18 protein-coding genes and 1 tRNA gene are annotated in these 16,085 nt (G+C 59.4%); 10 read left to right on the top strand and 9 right to left on the bottom strand.

Annotated elements, in window-relative coordinates; all coding sequences use genetic code 11:
- Nucleotides 1–19 precede the first annotated feature (19 nt).
- Genes ACMU_RS09690 through ACMU_RS18755 form a run of 3 tightly spaced genes read left to right on the top strand, consistent with a single transcriptional unit; the run spans nucleotide 20 to nucleotide 1,477 of the window.
- Complete coding sequence (locus ACMU_RS09690; RefSeq protein WP_035259052.1) at nucleotides 20–613, top strand: RNA polymerase sigma factor; 594 nt, start codon at nucleotides 20–22, stop codon at nucleotides 611–613.
- Nucleotides 597–974: a hypothetical protein gene (locus ACMU_RS09685; RefSeq protein ID WP_051588232.1), complete on the top strand. Its 378-nt coding sequence runs from the start codon at nucleotides 597–599 to the stop codon at nucleotides 972–974. Before ACMU_RS09690 ends, ACMU_RS09685 begins: the two co-directional genes overlap by 17 nt.
- Nucleotides 971–1,477, top strand: a complete 507-nt coding sequence (locus tag ACMU_RS18755) for a periplasmic heavy metal sensor (protein ID WP_051588231.1) — start codon at nucleotides 971–973, stop codon at nucleotides 1,475–1,477. Before ACMU_RS09685 ends, ACMU_RS18755 begins: the two co-directional genes overlap by 4 nt.
- On the opposite strand, the gene ACMU_RS09675 is transcribed toward ACMU_RS18755, so the two are convergent.
- Nucleotides 1,474–2,835, bottom strand: coding sequence for a diguanylate cyclase (locus ACMU_RS09675; RefSeq protein WP_035259051.1), 1,362 nt, complete (start codon nucleotides 2,833–2,835; stop codon nucleotides 1,474–1,476). The genes ACMU_RS18755 and ACMU_RS09675 overlap by 4 nt on opposite strands.
- Before the next feature lie 100 nt (nucleotides 2,836–2,935).
- On the opposite strand from ACMU_RS09675, the gene ACMU_RS09670 reads away from it, so the two are divergent.
- The 4 genes from ACMU_RS09670 (at nucleotide 2,936) to ACMU_RS09655 (ending at nucleotide 5,685) form a co-directional block, all read left to right on the top strand.
- Entirely contained in the window at nucleotides 2,936–3,214 is a 279-nt protein-coding gene (locus ACMU_RS09670; protein WP_081805507.1) for a DUF3572 domain-containing protein, read from the top strand.
- A gap of 75 nt (nucleotides 3,215–3,289) precedes the next feature.
- Nucleotides 3,290–3,991, top strand: coding sequence for an HAD family hydrolase (locus ACMU_RS09665; RefSeq protein WP_035259046.1), 702 nt, complete (start codon nucleotides 3,290–3,292; stop codon nucleotides 3,989–3,991).
- An 85-nt stretch (nucleotides 3,992–4,076) separates the two neighbouring features.
- Nucleotides 4,077–4,670 (top strand): heme NO-binding domain-containing protein, encoded by a 594-nt coding sequence (locus tag ACMU_RS09660; protein ID WP_035259045.1) that lies wholly within the window; start codon nucleotides 4,077–4,079, stop codon nucleotides 4,668–4,670.
- 4 nt (nucleotides 4,671–4,674) lie between these two features.
- Nucleotides 4,675–5,685, top strand: coding sequence for a GGDEF domain-containing protein (locus ACMU_RS09655; protein WP_035259042.1), 1,011 nt, complete (start codon nucleotides 4,675–4,677; stop codon nucleotides 5,683–5,685).
- Between the two features lie 40 nt (nucleotides 5,686–5,725).
- Here ACMU_RS09655 and ACMU_RS09650 read toward each other — a convergent pair.
- The 5 genes from ACMU_RS09650 to ACMU_RS09630 form a co-directional block, all read right to left on the bottom strand.
- Nucleotides 5,726–5,800 (bottom strand) — tRNA-Glu (locus ACMU_RS09650).
- A 79-nt stretch (nucleotides 5,801–5,879) separates the two neighbouring features.
- On the bottom strand, nucleotides 5,880–7,634 hold the full coding sequence (gene recJ / locus ACMU_RS09645) for a single-stranded-DNA-specific exonuclease RecJ (RefSeq protein ID WP_035259040.1): 1,755 nt from the start codon (nucleotides 7,632–7,634) through the stop codon (nucleotides 5,880–5,882).
- Nucleotides 7,631–8,596 carry a class II fructose-bisphosphatase gene (glpX, locus tag ACMU_RS09640; protein WP_035259038.1) on the bottom strand — a complete coding sequence of 322 codons (966 nt, stop codon included), beginning with the start codon at nucleotides 8,594–8,596 and terminating at the stop codon, nucleotides 7,631–7,633. The genes recJ and glpX overlap by 4 nt, the downstream gene beginning before the upstream one ends.
- Before the next feature lie 33 nt (nucleotides 8,597–8,629).
- Nucleotides 8,630–9,916: a homoserine dehydrogenase gene (locus ACMU_RS09635; RefSeq protein ID WP_035259036.1), complete on the bottom strand. Its 1,287-nt coding sequence runs from the start codon at nucleotides 9,914–9,916 to the stop codon at nucleotides 8,630–8,632.
- 69 nt (nucleotides 9,917–9,985) lie between these two features.
- The gene (locus ACMU_RS09630; RefSeq protein WP_051588230.1) at nucleotides 9,986–10,285 is read right to left on the bottom strand and encodes a hypothetical protein; all 300 of its coding nucleotides are present in this window, start codon (nucleotides 10,283–10,285) and stop codon (nucleotides 9,986–9,988) included.
- 104 nt (nucleotides 10,286–10,389) lie between these two features.
- On the opposite strand from ACMU_RS09630, the gene ACMU_RS09625 reads away from it, so the two are divergent.
- Nucleotides 10,390–10,977, top strand: coding sequence for a TetR/AcrR family transcriptional regulator (locus ACMU_RS09625; protein WP_035259034.1), 588 nt, complete (start codon nucleotides 10,390–10,392; stop codon nucleotides 10,975–10,977).
- A gap of 61 nt (nucleotides 10,978–11,038) precedes the next feature.
- Nucleotides 11,039–11,515: a hypothetical protein gene (locus ACMU_RS09620; RefSeq protein ID WP_035259032.1), complete on the top strand. Its 477-nt coding sequence runs from the start codon at nucleotides 11,039–11,041 to the stop codon at nucleotides 11,513–11,515.
- Here ACMU_RS09620 and ACMU_RS09615 read toward each other — a convergent pair.
- Genes ACMU_RS09615 through ACMU_RS09605 form a run of 3 tightly spaced genes read right to left on the bottom strand, consistent with a single transcriptional unit; the run spans nucleotide 11,512 to nucleotide 14,324 of the window.
- Nucleotides 11,512–12,090, bottom strand: coding sequence for a TadE/TadG family type IV pilus assembly protein (locus ACMU_RS09615; protein WP_152544575.1), 579 nt, complete (start codon nucleotides 12,088–12,090; stop codon nucleotides 11,512–11,514). The two genes, ACMU_RS09620 and ACMU_RS09615, sit on opposite strands and share 4 nt — an antisense overlap.
- Before the next feature lie 3 nt (nucleotides 12,091–12,093).
- Entirely contained in the window at nucleotides 12,094–12,654 is a 561-nt protein-coding gene (locus ACMU_RS09610) for a TadE/TadG family type IV pilus assembly protein (protein WP_035259028.1), read from the bottom strand.
- A complete protein-coding gene (locus ACMU_RS09605) occupies nucleotides 12,651–14,324 on the bottom strand; it encodes a TadE/TadG family type IV pilus assembly protein (protein WP_161635659.1) in 1,674 nt (557 codons plus the stop codon). The genes ACMU_RS09610 and ACMU_RS09605 overlap by 4 nt, the downstream gene beginning before the upstream one ends.
- Before the next feature lie 302 nt (nucleotides 14,325–14,626).
- On the opposite strand from ACMU_RS09605, the gene ACMU_RS09600 reads away from it, so the two are divergent.
- The gene (locus ACMU_RS09600; RefSeq protein WP_035259026.1) at nucleotides 14,627–16,057 is read left to right on the top strand and encodes a Glu/Leu/Phe/Val family dehydrogenase; all 1,431 of its coding nucleotides are present in this window, start codon (nucleotides 14,627–14,629) and stop codon (nucleotides 16,055–16,057) included.
- The last annotated feature ends 28 nt before the right edge of the window (nucleotides 16,058–16,085 follow it).

Below are 16,085 nucleotides of genomic sequence, written 5' to 3'. Positions count from 1 at the left end.
AGGCTAGGCCTTGGGCAGTATGGAAATGGCCTTTGATGCACAAACCGAGGTTTCGGACGAAGCGCTTTTGATCGGGTACGGCAATGGGGATGCCAGCGCCGCCCGTCTGTTGACGCTGCGGCTGACACCGCGCCTTTACGGCCACGCGTTGCGCGTGCTTGGCGACGGGGCCGAGGCCGAGGACGTGGCGCAGGAAGCAATGCTGCGTCTGTGGCGGATTGCACCGAAGTGGCGGCAGGGCGAGGCCAAGGTAACAACATGGCTGTATCGCGTGGTGGCAAACCTGTGCACAGACCGGCTGCGTAAACGCCGGGATACGGGGTTGGACGCGGCGGATGAGACCGCCGATAACAGCCCTGGGGTCGAGGCGCAGATGCTGGCTTCGGCTCGGGCATCCGCACTTGAGGCGGCACTGCAATCCTTACCGGACCGGCAGCGGCAGGCCGTGGTACTCAGGCATATCGAGGGGCTGTCGAACCCCGAGATCGCCGAAATTCTTGAGATCAGCGTGGAAGCTGTGGAAAGTTTGACCGCAAGGGGTAAGCGGCAACTGGCCAAACAGCTTTCGGGGCAACGCGCAGCTTTGGGGTATGAAGATGACGGAACGCGATGAACAGATAAAGGATGAGGCCGCGCTGGATGCGCTGTTTGATGCCGTGCGGGCCGATCAGCCTGTACCGCCAGCTGCCCTTTTTGAAAGGGTCGCCCAGGATGCCCTGCGCGAGATGCCGCAAATGGCCCCAATGGCCTCGCCAAAACGGCGCGGGCTGGGTTGGGTTCTGGCCGCGCTGGGGGGCTGGCCGACAGTAACGGGGCTGGCAACGGCGACCGTTGCCGGTGTTTGGCTGGGCTATACCGAACCGGGCAGCTTGAACGCCGTGACCGGAGCAATCTGGCCATCCGCCGACAGCGCTTATGGGCTGGGTGATCTGGTGCCCAGCTATGACTACCTTTTGGCCGGAGATGACGCATGAACGAGAGTTCGAAACAACCGCGTGCCGGGCGCGGATTGCGCATAGCGCTCGTTGCTTCGCTGGCAGTGAACCTGTTGGTGGTGGGTTTGGTGTTGGGTGTTGCAGCCAATCGCAATGATCCGCGACAGGCGGGGCGGGTGCCTCCGGAGTTGTTGAATTATGGCCCCTTGATGAAGGTGCTGGACGAAGACAACCGTACCAAGTTGCAACAATCGCTGCATGGGCAACGCGACGAGATCAGGCAAGCCCGCCGCGAGGTTCGAAAGGGATTTCATGATCTCGTGTCAGCCTTGCGTGCTGAACCTTTTGACCCCAAGGCCGTAGAACGCATCATGACCGCGCAGGAGGCCCGCGTGAACGGTCAGGTCACCAAGGTTCGGGCGCAGTTGCTTCTTCAGCTGACAGAGATGACAGCAGAGGATCGCGCAGCACTTGCTGATCGCATGCAGCAAGCGCTGAAGCGTGGCCCTGACCGCAAACGACCCGCTATCCAGCAGGACTAGGCGGCGGCTACCTTGTTGCGGCCGTCAGCCTTGGCGGCATAAAGCGCCGAGTCTGATCGCTCCATCAGATCATCGACGGTGCAGCTGCGGCTGTGCCACATGGCCATGCCAATACTGACCGATACAGCCAATGCGCCCTTTCCGCCGGGCAGCAGGATCGGTGTTTCGGCAATGCGATGGCGCAAGCGTTCGGCGATTTCAGCGGCCTCGTCTTCCCCGGTGTCCGGCATGGCAATCAGGAACTCTTCGCCTCCAGTCCGGGCGACCATATCAACGGCCCGTGTCTCGCTGCGCAATTGGCGGGCCAACTGTTCCAAAACGGCGTCGCCCGCAGGATGGCCATAGCGATCATTCACTTGTTTGAACCGGTCTACATCCAGCTGCAAAACACAGAATGGCGCATTCTTTGCCTGTGCCTGTTCGGCCATCGCGGACAGATGCGGCATGGCGTATCGCCGGTTGAACAACCCGGTCAGCGGGTCCGTAACAGCCATTTGCAACCCATCCTGCAACGAGGTGCGCAATCGGTCTGCCTGCGCCTTGCGTTGCATCTGCGTCATCAGGCGCAGCGCCATTTCTTCGGTTTCGAAGGGTGCGGTGACCAGGTCGTTGGCCCCAAGGTCCAGGGCCATTGCGGCGGTTTCCCGCGCATTTTCGTCCACGACCATCACAACGCCCGCATGGCGCGTTGCCTGCCGTGAGCGCAAGTCGGTCAGCATCGTTAACCCGCCCCCCCGGCGGTCAAGGTCTGACGCGATAACAAAGATGTCCGGAACATCTTTTTCGGTGCTGGCCAAGGCCTGCGCACGTGTCATGACATGAAGCTCGCCCGATACCTTGCCCTTCAGCGCGGATTTCCAACCAAGGGCTTCTTCGCGCTTGTTGGCAATCAGGGCAATCCGCCCGGCAGGCACAAAGAATTGCTCGGGCTCGTGAAAGCCCAATGCGCGTTGTGTGCCTTCGCGCAGGGCAAGCTCTTGCTCTGCCGCGCGGGCGCGCAGCAGGCACCGTACGCGGGAAAGCAGCATCATCTCGTCCAGCGGCTTGGTCAGAAAATCGTCGGCGCCGGCCTGAAGGGCACGCAGTTTCTGGCGGGGTTGCCTGGCTGCGGTGATCATGATGACCGGGATGTGCGCCGTGTCGGGATTGGCCTTCAGCTCCCGGCAGACCTCCAAACCTGATTTGTCTTGCATGACCATATCAAGCAAGACCAAAGCCGGTTTTTCCCGGTGCACCATCTCAAGCGCGGTGGTTCCTGAATCTGCCTGCAGCACGTCATAGTAAGCATCCGACAGGCGTACTTTCATAACGATACGATTTGTGGCTACGTCATCGACAACGAGGATTCGCCCCGGCATAACGTACTCCTTGCCTGTGAAACGGTGGTTATTGTTCGCGGGTCTCCATTTGCGCTAGTAATGCGCACGAAGTGTTAACAAACCCTTTAGGATATCCTTGGTGAAACAGGTTCAGGCGGAAACATTCGCGTTACAGGCCCTGTCCTGGCTGGTTGCGAACGACGAGTTACTGCCCGTTTTCCTTGGCGCCTCGGGATTGTCGTCAGACGATCTGCGCGCACGGGCCGGTGAGGCCGAGTTCCTTGTTTCCGTTTTAGATTTTTTGTCGATGGACGACGCGTGGGTCATCGCGCTATGTGCGGATCTTGGGCACCCGAATACTGCTGTTCAAGAGGCGCGATTTGCCCTGCCCGGCGGCGAGCAGGTGCATTGGACGTGAACAACGTTCTGAATTCCGACTCTTGATCGAACACGCAAATCCACCCATAGTTGCGGGCAGGGAGGACATCGTGACATGAACGGGATCGAAGGTATTATCTTCGACAAGGATGGAACCTTGTTCGATTTCCAGGCAACGTGGAACGCATGGGCCATGGATTTTCTGTCGACCATTGGTGGTGGTGACGCTCAACGCATTCGGCAAATGGGCACGGCCATCGGTTTCGACGTGGCCGCTCAGAGATTTGCCCCGGATAGCCCGGCGATTGCCGGGACACCGTCCGAAGTGGCCTCGCTTTTGTTGCCGTTCCTGCCGGGTTCGTCGCCCGCAGCATTGGTGATGCGCATGAACCGTTCAGCCGCCGAGGCGCCGATGCAGGAGGCCACGCCGCTGCAGCCGCTTCTAAGCGCGTTGATCGCGGGTGGCGTTCGCCTGGGGGTGGCAACCAACGATGCCGAAGCACCTGCAAAGACCCATCTTCAACGCGCTGGAATTATTGAGAAATTTGAGTTTGTGGCCGGTTGCGATTCAGGTTTTGGAGCCAAGCCGGCGACTGGGCAGCTGCTTGCATTCGCAGATTTAACGGGCATTCATCCCGGTCGCATTCTGATGGTTGGTGACAGCCGCCATGACTTGTTGGCGGGACGGGCGGCCGGAATGGGTACCGTGGGTGTTTTGACCGGTTTGGCAACTGCGGCTGATCTGGCGGATCTGGCGGATATTGTCTTGCCAGATATCGGGCATCTGCCGGGATACCTTTCCGCGCAGGCCGCCTAGGCCCGGCACACAGAAAGCTGCATGCATTCGGCAATTGTTAACCCAGCGGGGCTAGCGTTTAGCGAGCCTCGAAGGGAAAAATGCTGTGCATGGCTTGATCAACAGATCGCTGCAAATCTTTTTGCAAGACAACTACGGCCCCGCCAAGTGGGTTGAAATGTCGAAGAAAGCTGGTGCTCCGACCGAAGGGTTTGAAGCGATGTTGTCCTACGACACCGGCGTCACTCATGCCCTGTTGGAATCGGCAGAATCGGTTCTGGGGAAACCCCGGGCGGCACTCTTGGAAGATCTGGGGTCTTTCATTGTATCCCATGGCAATGAAGAACGCGTACGCCGTCTGCTGCGCTTTGGTGGCGAGGACTTTGTCGGCTTTCTCCACTCTTTGGAAGATTTACGCGACCGTGCCCAACTGGCCGTGCCCGATCTGGACATGCCGGTGATCGAGGTGCGCGACGAGCCGCCAACCCGGTTTCAGTTGATTTGCAGCGAACCATTTCCTGGGACTTCCCAGGTTCTTCAGGGCGTTTTGTGGGCGATGGCCGATGATTATGGCGCGCTTGTATTGATTGATCTTGTACCCCCGTCAAAACCCGGCGAAGCCGCCGAGATTTCAATCGAGTTGCTGGATAGCAGCCATACCGAGGGGCGCAGCTTCAGGCTGGCCTCGGGTGCAGGATAAAAAGATGACCACGATCCAGAAGACCCTGAGTGATGCTGCGTTGGCGCAGCTGATGCCCATGAGCATGTGTATCAGTGGCGAGGGCATGATTACTTTCGCAGGGCCAACGCTGAACAAGATTTGCCCGGGGCGGGAACTGGTCGGCGCGCATGTTCTGGAGGTTTTCGAAGTGAAACGCCCGCGTGGGACACATGCACTTGCTCAGCTTTTGAAGCAGTTGGGCGGGCAGGTTCATCTTGGTTTCGTGGGGCAAAAAGACAAAGGCACCCTGCGCGGTGTTTGGGCGCGAACGGAAGATGGCGGGGCTGTCATCAACCTGTCGTTCGGAATCGGCGTTGTGGATGCAGTTTCAACCTACGATCTGAACCTGGGCGACTTTGCGCCTACCGATCTAGCGGTAGAGATGCTTTACCTCGTGGAGGCCAAAAGCGCAGTTACGGGGGAACTGAATTCACTGACCCGTCGCCTTGAGAATGCACGCAACGAGGCCGAAAAGCGGGCCTTTACCGACACGTTAACCGGTCTTCACAATCGGCGCGCCATGGATGCCGCCCTTGCACGGTTGATCGACGGCGCGCGGGACTTTGCCCTTGTCCATATTGACCTGGATTTTTTCAAGCAGGTCAATGACACCTATGGCCATGCTGCCGGTGACCATGTTCTGGTTCACGTCGCAAAGGTTCTTTGTGCCGAAATTGAGGAAGATGACCTTGCGGTTCGGATCGGTGGAGACGAGTTTCTTTTGATCCTCGCCGATTGCGTTTCGCGAGAGGCATTGATGAAGATCGCGCTGCGGGTAATTGATGGGTTGGAAGTGCCAATAGATTTCGGCGATGCGGTTTGCCGTATTTCGGCCAGTATCGGCATAGCCCAGTCCACGCTTTACGCAGAGCCCAATGCGGATCGAATTCTTGCGGATACGGATACGGCAACCTACGCGTCCAAACATGCCGGACGGGCGCAGGCAACGATGTTTGAAGATCTGAAAAGTCAGCAAAAACAAGCCGCTGTATAGCGTTTTTACTGAACCTGTTTTGCGGAAAAATCCGCAATCGTGGTACTCCGTAGGGGAATCGAACCCCTCTTTCCAGGTTGAAAACCTGGCGTCCTAACCGATAGACGAACGGAGCGCCGCGTTGCGTGAGGCGTTGTTTAGGCAAAACGCCGGGGGGGTGCAAGAGGGTTTTTGCAGAAAATTCCGGAAAATTCTCAACCGGCTGTTGCCGCGTCTTCCAAGCGCAATTGTGGTTTGCGCCGGCCGCCCCATTCGTTGATTTCAAGGCGCCCGGCCAGGTGAAAAGCAGCGCCGTTATGTTGCTCCAAGGCGGGGCCAAGAGGTGTATCGAACGCGCCAAAGGCGATGGCCTCCAGGCGTGCACCACCGGTCGCGCCGAACGTCAGTCGCAGGTGGCTGTCGCCGACCCGTTTGGCAAAACTGATCCGCATATCGGGAAACACGAACCGCGGGGCGGGCGCGCCGGCGCCGAATGGCCCAGCCTTTTCCAGCGTTTCGATCAACTCAACCCGCGCGGCCTCGGGCATCAGGATACCGCCCAGTTTCAGGTCGGCCGGGCCAATCTTGTCTGCACCTTGCTTGGCCAACAGTGCAGACAGGCGCGCCATGGCCGGTTCTAACTGGTCGCGCGCAACGGTCAAACCCGCGGCCATCTTGTGGCCACCGCCCTTGATCAGCAATTCTTCATGCGCAACCCGATGAATCGCCGCGCCAAGATCGATGCCAGAAACAGAACGGCCCGAGCCTTTGCCAAGATCGCCCTCAAGACCAATCACGACGGCCGGTCTGTTTGTAGCTTCTTTAAGTCGGGCCGCGACGATGCCCACCACTCCGGGATGCCAGCCGTCGCCGGCGGCCCAGACAAGCGGGGCGTCCAGCCCGCGCGCCTCGGCCTGGGCCATGGCTTCTTCGCGCACCTGCGCCTCAACCGCGCGGCGATCCGTATTCAATGCGTCCAGACGTGCAGCCAATTGTGCAGCCTCGGCAGGATTGTCGGTTGCCAACAGTCGTGCGCCCAGGTCTGCCTGCCCAATGCGTCCGCCCGCGTTAATCCGCGGGCCCAGAACGAACCCCAGATGATAGGCTGACGGAGCAGTATCAAGTCGTGCCAAATCCCCCAAAGCCACCAAACCGGGGCGCGCCCGGCGCGCCATTACGGTCAGCCCTTGCCGCACAAAGGCCCGGTTCACCCCGATCAGGGGCGCCACATCGGCCACGGTGGCGAGCGCGACAAGGTCCAACATGGCCATCAGATCTGGCCCTTTTTGACCCGCTTCACGCAGCTGACGCCCAGCTTCTACCAGCATCAGAAACACAACGGCGGCGGCACAGAGATGACCCAAATCACCGGTTTCATCCTGTCGGTTCGGATTCACCACGGCCAGCGCGGGGGGCAGGGTCTCGCCGCCAAGGTGGTGGTCCAGCACCACAACATCCGCGCCATCCGCCGCGGCGATGGCGTCGTGGGACAGTGTCCCACAGTCAACGCAGATGATCAGATCATGTTCAGCGGCCAACGCGGCCATGGCCGGCGCGTTCGGGCCGTAACCTTCGTCAATTCGGTCGGGGATATAAAGCGTGCAGGGCAGGCCCATCTGGCGCAGCCAAGTGATCAGCAAAGCGGATGAAGCGCCGCCATCCACGTCGTAATCGCCGAAAACCGCGATTCTCTGTTGCGCCCGAACGGCGGCCAGAAAGCGGGTCGCGGCGACCTCCAAATCTCGCAGGCCCCGTGGGTCGGGCAGCAGGTCTCGTAGGGTCGGTGTCAGAAAACCCTCGGCACCGGCGGCATCCACGCCCCGGTTTGCCAGCACTTGCGCGACCGACAAGGGTAACGTGGTTTGTTGCGCCAGAGCCTCGGCGGCCCGGCGCGAGTCGTCGGTGGGGCCAAGCCAGCGACGACCGGTCAGGGACCGGTCAACGCCAAGGAATGCACCTGCATCGCTCACTTCACCGGGTTACGGTAGAGCATGCGCCGCACCGACCCGGTTTTCGAACGCATCAGGATGGTCTCGGTGGTCAGATGCGTGGGTTCACGCTTGATGCCCTTGACGATCGAGCCGTCGGTGACACCAGTTGCAGCAAAAATCACATCGCCGGTGACCAGATCATCGCGGCTGTAAATCCGGTTCAGATCGGTAATACCCGCCTTGGCGGCGCGGCCACGTTCGTCATCATTGCGGAACATCAGTCGACCCCACATCTGTCCGCCCATGCATTTCAAGGCCGACGCGGCCAGCACGCCCTCTGGCGCGCCGCCAGACCCCATATACATGTCAATGCCGGTGATCTCGGCCTCGGCACAGTGGATCACGCCAGCCACGTCGCCATCGGTGATCAGGCGGATCGCGGCGCCGGTGGCGCGCAGCTCGGCCACCATGGCCTCGTGGCGCGGACGTTCCAGAGCACAGACTGTGATGTTTTCCGGCGCGCAGCCCTTGGCCTTGGCCAGCGCATTCACGCGCTCGGTGGGTGTCATGTCCAACGAAACAACGTCGGTCTCATACCCCGGGCCAATCGCCAGCTTGTCCATATAGACATCGGGCGCGTGCAGCAGGGTGCCGCGTGGGGCCATGGCAATCACGGTCAGCGCGTTTGGCATGTCCTTGGCGGTCAGGGTGGTGCCTTCCAGCGGATCCAGCGCGATATCAACGGCGGGGCCGTTGCCAGCCCCCACTTCCTCGCCAATATACAGCATCGGTGCCTCGTCGCGTTCACCTTCACCGATGACCACAACCCCTTGAATATCCAGCTTGTTCAGCTGATCGCGCATGGCGTTTACAGCGGCTTGGTCTGCGGCTTTCTCGTCGCCGCGCCCTACCAGCCCGGCGGACGCCATGGCGGCAGCCTCGGACACACGGGCAAGGCCCAGTGAAAGCATACGGTCGTTGAAATCAGGTGCGGTGGGCATGGGGAGAAATCCTTGGGATGAAAGGCTGGTGGGTCAGAATGCTTCTATACGCAAGGCGACTGGAGCGTCTTCGACCACGCCGGTGGCATCAAGGCCGCTGATCGCGTGATCCAGCGCGTCGCGCGTGGTTTTGTGGGTAACAAAGAGTACGGGTGCTGTGCTGTCGTCGTGGCCATATTGGCGCATCCGATCGATAGAGATGCCGGCATCGCCCAGAACCGAGGCCACCTTGGCCATCGCACCGGGTTTGTCCGTGAGGTTCAGGCGCAGGTAGTAGGGGGCCGGGGCTGCCACGCGAGCCGACGGAGCATCCACCAGCATATCCACCGGCTGACCAAAGACCGGCAATCGGCTGCCACGCGCCAAATCCATCACGTCGCCCATCACCGCACTGGCCGTTGGTCCTTCGCCCGCACCGGCCCCACGCAGAACGATTTGTCCGACGGCGTCGCCTTCCAGCACCACCATGTTGGTGGCATTCTCAAGCTGACCCAGCGGCGAATTGGTTGGCACCAGGCAGGGTGACATGCGTTGTTCCAGCCCGCGCCCGGTCATCTGTGCAACGCCCAGCAGCTTGATGCGAAAGCCCAGATCGGCAGCATGGTTGATGTCCTCGATGGTGACGCGCTGAATACCTTCCAGCTCCATCTTGTCGAACTTAAGCTGGGTGCCAAAAGCGATAGAAGCCAACAGCGCCAGCTTGTGCCCGGCATCGATCCCGCCAACGTCCAGATTTGGATCAGCCTCCAGGTAACCAAGATCGCTGGCTTCCTGAAACACCTCGTCATAGCTCAGGCCCGCAGATTGCATCCGGGTGAGGATATAATTGCAGGTGCCGTTCATCACGCCCATGACGCGGTTGATTGCGTTTCCGGCCAAACCTTCTGTCAGTGCTTTGATAACTGGAATGCCACCGGCAACCGCGGCCTCAAACCGAATCGCGCATCCCTTGGCTTCGGCCAGTTCAGCCAGCGGTTGGCCATGTACGGCCAAAAGCGCTTTGTTGGCGGTAACCACGTCTTTGCCTTCGTTCAATGCGGCGGTTACGGCATCAAAGGCGGGCCCTTCGGTTCCGCCGATAAGCTCTACCAGAACATCAACGTCGTCACGTTTGGCCAGAGCAACGGCATCGTCTTCCCAGGCATAGCTGCTCAAATCAACGCCCCGGTCCTTGTCGCGGCTGCGGGCCGAGACGGCGCTGATCTGAACCGGGCGGCCTGCGCGGTTGCTCAACAGCTCGCCATGGCTCTGCACGATCTTCACAACGCCGATGCCGACGGTTCCAAGCCCGGCAATCCCAAGGCGCAACGGGGTGGTCATTCGGATATCTCCCGAAAATTCTGTATTCGCAGGGGTGTTACCGGTTTGCGCGGGGGCATGCAACGCGGGTTAGCGCTCGCGCCGGTGTCGGAGTATCGCTTGCCGCAATTTGCGGCGCTCACGATTGGTCAAAACCTGTCCATTGATCGCCCGTGCACGGCTGCGCAGGCTTGCCGCGCGTGCGGCAAGGGTCAGGCCGCTTTCCGGTGTCAGGCGCGCCGCGTCGATCGAAGCCAGCAATTCCCCGATCGGCCGAATTTCAGGTGTCGTTGCGTCGTCGCCGTCTGCGGCCAATGCAATATCAACATCCGGAAAGGTCGTGCACCCTGGCAGGGCCGCAATCAGAATCAAGATCAGCGTGTGTCGCATCAATGCCCCGGGTAACGTTCGGCGCGACCATATCCCGACCCGCCGATGGACAGCAAGCGGCACGCGCGTTATTCAAAATGAACAATCGTTCAGAAAGGCGGGACATGGCGCGTAAAACAGGCTCTCACTCGGAAATTACGGGGCCTTTGGTGCGCGAAGCGGCCGAGCGACTTTTTGCCCGCCACGGATATGCCGCGGTGTCGATGCGCCAAATCGCGGGCGAGGTAGGGGTGCAGGCCGGGGCTCTGTACAACTACACCCCTGACAAGCAGAGCCTGCTTTACGACATGATGTCCACACATATGCAGAGCCTTCTGCAATCGTGGAGTGATGCGGATCCCGGTGGCACGCCAATGGACCGGTTGCAGGCGTTTACACGTCACCACATCCATTTTCATCTGCAACGTCCCGACGCTGTGTTCATCGCCTACATGGAATTGCGCAATCTCGAGGCTCAGAATTTCGCGCGGATCGAAGTGCAGCGAAAAGCCTATGAGATGGTTTTGGAGAATATCCTGCAGGACGGTCAGGGTGCCGGCGCGTTTCACGTGGGTGATGTAAAGCTTGCCGGTATGGCGGTGATTGCCATGTTGACCGGTGTGACAACGTGGTTCCGGGATGATGGACGGCTGAGCGTCGAAGAGATCGCGAACCACTATTGGGACATGGTCCGCAAGGCAGTGGGTGCGTAGGTCTCGCCTTTTGTCGTCCAAGACGGTAAGGGAGGGCCAATTGCAACAAGAGGTGCCTTCAATGCCCGAACCCATCGCCCGCGTGGCGCCTTCGATTGGTCGCCGTGTCTTCGGAATTGGCACACTTGCCCTGCTGGGCGCGATCTGTTTGATCCTGGCCTTGGGGCGCGATCATTCGTCCGTAGGATTTCAGGCATTGATCCTGGCAATAGGGCTGGGGGCGCTGGCGATGGCGGAATGGATGCGTCGCGCAACGGCTGCGGCGTTGATCCTGACGGATGAAGGGATTTCGTTGGAAAACGGTGCGTTGTTGGTGCCGATGGACGATGTTACTCGAATTGACCGTGGCATGTTCGCCATGAAGCCGTCGAACGGCTTTGTTCTTACACTGTCCACAGGCATTGGGCGCAACTGGGCGCCGGGCCTGTGGTGGAGCATGGGGCGCCGGTTTGGTGTTGGGGGCGTCACATCCGCCGGGCAAACCAAATTCATGGCCGAGGCCATCAGCGCGGTTCTGGCCCAGCGTCCGGCTCGTTAGCTTTCGAACTGGATCTGTGGGACAAAGCGCGGGCGCGTGACAATCAGGTTGTCGAAGTCTGACGGGTTCAAAATGCCCACATCCCAAGCCGGTTCATAGTCGATGAACGTTTCCAGCAGGATCACCCGGTCGCCAGCTGGCATGATTGGGATATCATCCAGATAGGTGGACATCTGCCCGGTCGTCAGCGCGGCCAGATCGTCGGTGCCCATCGACCAGTCCACTTCAAGCAAGCGATACCCATTGTCTTGGTCGCAATTCTGGGAACACCGTACCAAGGTGACCCGAATGGCTGCATTCGAACCGCTGCCGGTGGCCAGATAGCTATAAACCCGCTCCAGCCCGTAAATATAGTTGGCGTTGACCGAGCCATCTTCACGGCTGAGCATGTCGGCGACCGTATAGGCCGCTTTCAGGTTTACGTTACGGGCTTGGAATGCGTCAAAGAACACAAAGCTGCCGATGTACCACCAGACAAGAAATGGCATGGCGATCACGGCTTCGGCGGTGATCAAACCACGTTCGTCACGACGAAAACGGCGCAGGGCACGGGTGAGGGGGCGTAGCATTTTCATGGCTTAGCTCTCCGTTCCGGTGCCGGGTTCGTTCACGAAGCCGGACGTTGCCACCAAGGCGACGCCATCGCCGCGGTTCTGTTCAAGGATCAGCGCCAAGGCCGTGCCCGGGAAGATCGGGTCCATCAGGATACAGGCGCGAATTAGAACCATTTCATTTTCGGTGCCCGGTTCGAACGATGTGACGGGCTGCACGTCTTCTCCCCGGTCAACACAAGTTGCAGCCGGGTTGGGGGTCACCCATGAAACGCGGTCCACGGTCCGAAGCTCCAGCATCAGCTCGCTGTCGCAATTCTGGACCAGATTCCCCATGCCATCACAGATATCGGCCTTCAGTACGTCCTGGCTGACATTCGGCCATGTGCCAAGACGCAGGTCCCGTACGGTCATGTCCAGCGCGCGTTCCAGCCACATTTGGCGGATCATGACAAAGGACAGCTCGAACCCGGAAAGGAAGATGGCAAAAAACACCGGAAAGAAGATGGCAAACTCCATCGTGGCGGTGCCGCCTTCCCGGCGCCTAAATCGGCGCAGGCGTTTGAAGATACTCGGAAACTTGATCATTGGGTCAGCCTCAGCTGGTTGATCGAACTTGCAATGACGCCAAAGGTTTGAGCCAGGTTCGACCCGTTGGCACTGAAGTAATGCGCGGGCGTTGTGGCGCAGTTCGACATGACGGTGCCATCACTGCCCGACACCTCGAAACCGATGGTGTATATGATGATGCCGGCATTCTTTGCAGCACTGCAGATGTTGTTCAGGCGCGTATTTTTGGTCGAGTTGCCCCAGCTTTGTTCCGGATTGGGCAGCCAGGACCAATCGCCGAACCAATCGGTGGTGAACTCCTCCCACACTTCCTGGTATTTCATCTGCACGGCCGACCCGGGCTGGTTCACAACCTCGGTCACGGTTTCGGTGTAGCAACGGCGACCATACCACCAGGACCAGTAGCAATAGGTGTTGGTTGTCGTCACTTCCTCGCCATCCATATCGCCGAAGGGCTCGGGGTTCCACGTGCCGTCATAGGTGTAATAGTACTCGTCCCGATCGGCGTTATAGATCGAATAACGGTCGTTATAATACGTGTTGCGCCATACCTCGGACAGACCATCGCGATACTCATCTTTCAGATAGTGCTGCGACGTGTTGCGACCGTCTGTCATCAGAACGATCACTTTCATCGAATAGTCTTGGGTATAGGCATAGGGCCGGTTGGCGAAAGATGCGTGGATCTTCTTGTTGCCTGCGCCATAAGCCGTGTTCGTGAATTCCTGCACGATGGGCTGCACAGACGGATCCAGCAGCGCCGCACCCCATTTCATGCCCAGGTCGATCGACGTGTTGCCACCGGCCGACAGGCTGTTGATGTATCCGCCCAGCTCTGTCCAGTCTTCGACAAACAACCGGATTTCACGCCATGAATTCGTACGGCAGGTTCTGCGGTTGTTGCTGGCATACGTGCCGTTGCCCCACGGGTCAAAGTGACCTGTCCGGCTGAGTTCAACGTCCAACGGAATTGAAACAGTGTCAAAATCGCTTGCTGCAAAGGTGACACAGTGGCTGTCGTCGTGTTCGGCCGACACGTCAAACCCGTCCAGCAGGTCTTCGCCGACAACAACCTGTTCGGAATAGGGAACCAGCGTGATCGACACTTTGCCCTCACCGACAGAGCATGTCGCCCCTGAGTTGCGGGTCGTGTTGGGGTTACATTGCATATAGTACGAGAAATCCTTCGCGGCTTCGCGCAGCTCGTAGATCTTCGAGTTGCCGGTGCTCGACGGGTCGCCCATCGACCCCGACACGTCCACCACCAACGAGATTTCCAGATCGGTGATGCCTTCTTCTGCGGTCGATGACCCCGCAGCAGCCAGTGTGTCGATTCCAAGCATCTGCATGAAGATCGCGTCGACATCGGTGCTGGCGGTTGCCGAAACCCGGCGATAGCTCAACTGCCCGGCGGCAGAAGAATGGTTCACATACACATCGTTCGGGTCCAGGTAGGCGGCAAGACCCGCCTTGTCGAAATAGTCGACCACGACGCCTTTGGCATCTTCGGTCTGATCAAGGTCGGCTGCCGCCAAAACGGCGCGGTCCAGCGTCTGCTGGATTGTCACACGCATGTATTCGGCGCGCATAACATCAACGGCCATACCGCCGGCCATCAACATCAACATCAGGATGAAAAGCGAAAACAGAACCATCGAACCATCTTCGTCCTTACGGAATTGCTTCATGCGGCGCACAATCGTGCGGCATGTGGACAAACCGGTTGCAAGGCGAAGCAACATATCAAGCACCTCTCTTTGAAACACGCAACGCAACATCGCGCCTGCGCGAATCCCCACCCGGTTTTGTCGGCGAAGAATGGGGCAGCATTGGGGCAGTTTGTTTGAATTATCTGTATTTTAACGTTTTACCGATCACCGGCGGTTACCAATCGAATGTTTCAAAGGCGATTGTTTACTGGCCAAGAAACAATTCATGTTTACGGTGAGAACCGTGTTCAAAGTGAGTCTCTGTGCCTGAGGAGGGGCCGATGACCAGCATCCAAGAACCAAGTTTTCGTGAATCCGTCGACATGATGTTCAACCGCGCAGTGGCGCTTATGGATCTGCCACCCGGATTGGAAGAGAAGATCCGCGTCTGCAACGCGACCTATACCGTGCGTTTTGGCGTCCGGCTGCGTGGTCAGATCCAGACCTTCACGGGCTACCGCTCGGTCCATTCCGAACATATGGAGCCGGTCAAAGGCGGCATCCGGTACGCTCTGGGCGTAAATCAGGATGAGGTCGAAGCGCTGGCCGCCCTGATGACATTCAAATGCGCGCTGGTGGAAACGCCCTTTGGTGGCTCAAAGGGCGGCTTGTGCATCGATCCGCGCGAATATGAGGAGCATGAGCTGGAACTGATCACCCGTCGCTTTGCCTATGAACTGGCCAAGCGCGACCTGATCAACCCGTCGCAAAACGTGCCCGCGCCCGACATGGGGACCGGCGAGCGCGAGATGGCGTGGATCGCCGACCAGTACCGCCGCATGAACACCACCGATATCAACGCCAATGCCTGCGTGACCGGCAAGCCGGCCCATGCGGGCGGCATCCAGGGCCGGGTTGAGGCGACGGGCCGCGGGGTGCAATATGCATTGCGCGAGTTCTTCCGTGATCCGCGTGACATGGCCAAGGCCGGTTTGAACGGCACGCTGGAAGGCAAGCGCGTGATCGTGCAGGGGCTGGGCAATGTCGGTTATCACGCCGCCAAGTTCCTGCAGGCCGAAGACGGCGCCATCATCACCGGCATCATCGAACGCGACGGCGCGTTGTTTAATCCCAACGGATTGGATGTAGAGGCCGTGAAGGCCTGGATCGTCAAAAACGGAGGTGTCGCAGAGTTTCCGGATGCACGTCACAAGACCGACGGGGCCAGCGTGCTGGAGGAAGAGTGCGATATCCTGATCCCCGCCGCGCTGGAAGGGGTCATCAACCTGTCCAATGCCGACCGGATCAAGGCGCCCCTGATCATCGAGGCCGCTAACGGCCCCGTGACCGCCGGGGCTGATGAGGTGCTGCGTGACCGCGGCACGGTGATCATCCCCGACATGTACGCCAATGCCGGTGGTGTGACGGTGTCGTATTTCGAATGGGTCAAGAACCTCAGCCACATCCGGTTTGGCCGTATGCAGCGCCGTCAGGAAGAGGCGCGCCATCAACTGATTGTGGATGAACTGGAGCGGCTTGATAATTACCTCGGCGATGCGTGGTCATTGCGCCCTGATTTTAAGGATAGATACTTGCGCGGGGCGGACGAACTGGAGCTGGTCCGCTCGGGTCTCGATGACACGATGCGGGCTGCGTACCAGTCGATGCGCGAGGTCTGGCACAGCCGCGATGACGTCACCGACCTGCGCACCGCGGCCTATATCGTGTCAATCGAACGTGTGTCGCGCAGTTACCGCGAAAAAGGACTCTGACGCTTTTTCTTTCGCCGCTGGCTTGAAA

Origin of the sequence: Actibacterium mucosum KCTC 23349 (genome assembly GCF_000647975.1) — a bacterium.
Classification (GTDB): Bacteria; Pseudomonadota; Alphaproteobacteria; order Rhodobacterales; family Rhodobacteraceae; genus Actibacterium; species Actibacterium mucosum.
The sequence above is the reverse complement of the archived record's forward strand: the minus strand, read 5'-3'. Positions and strand labels throughout refer to the sequence as shown.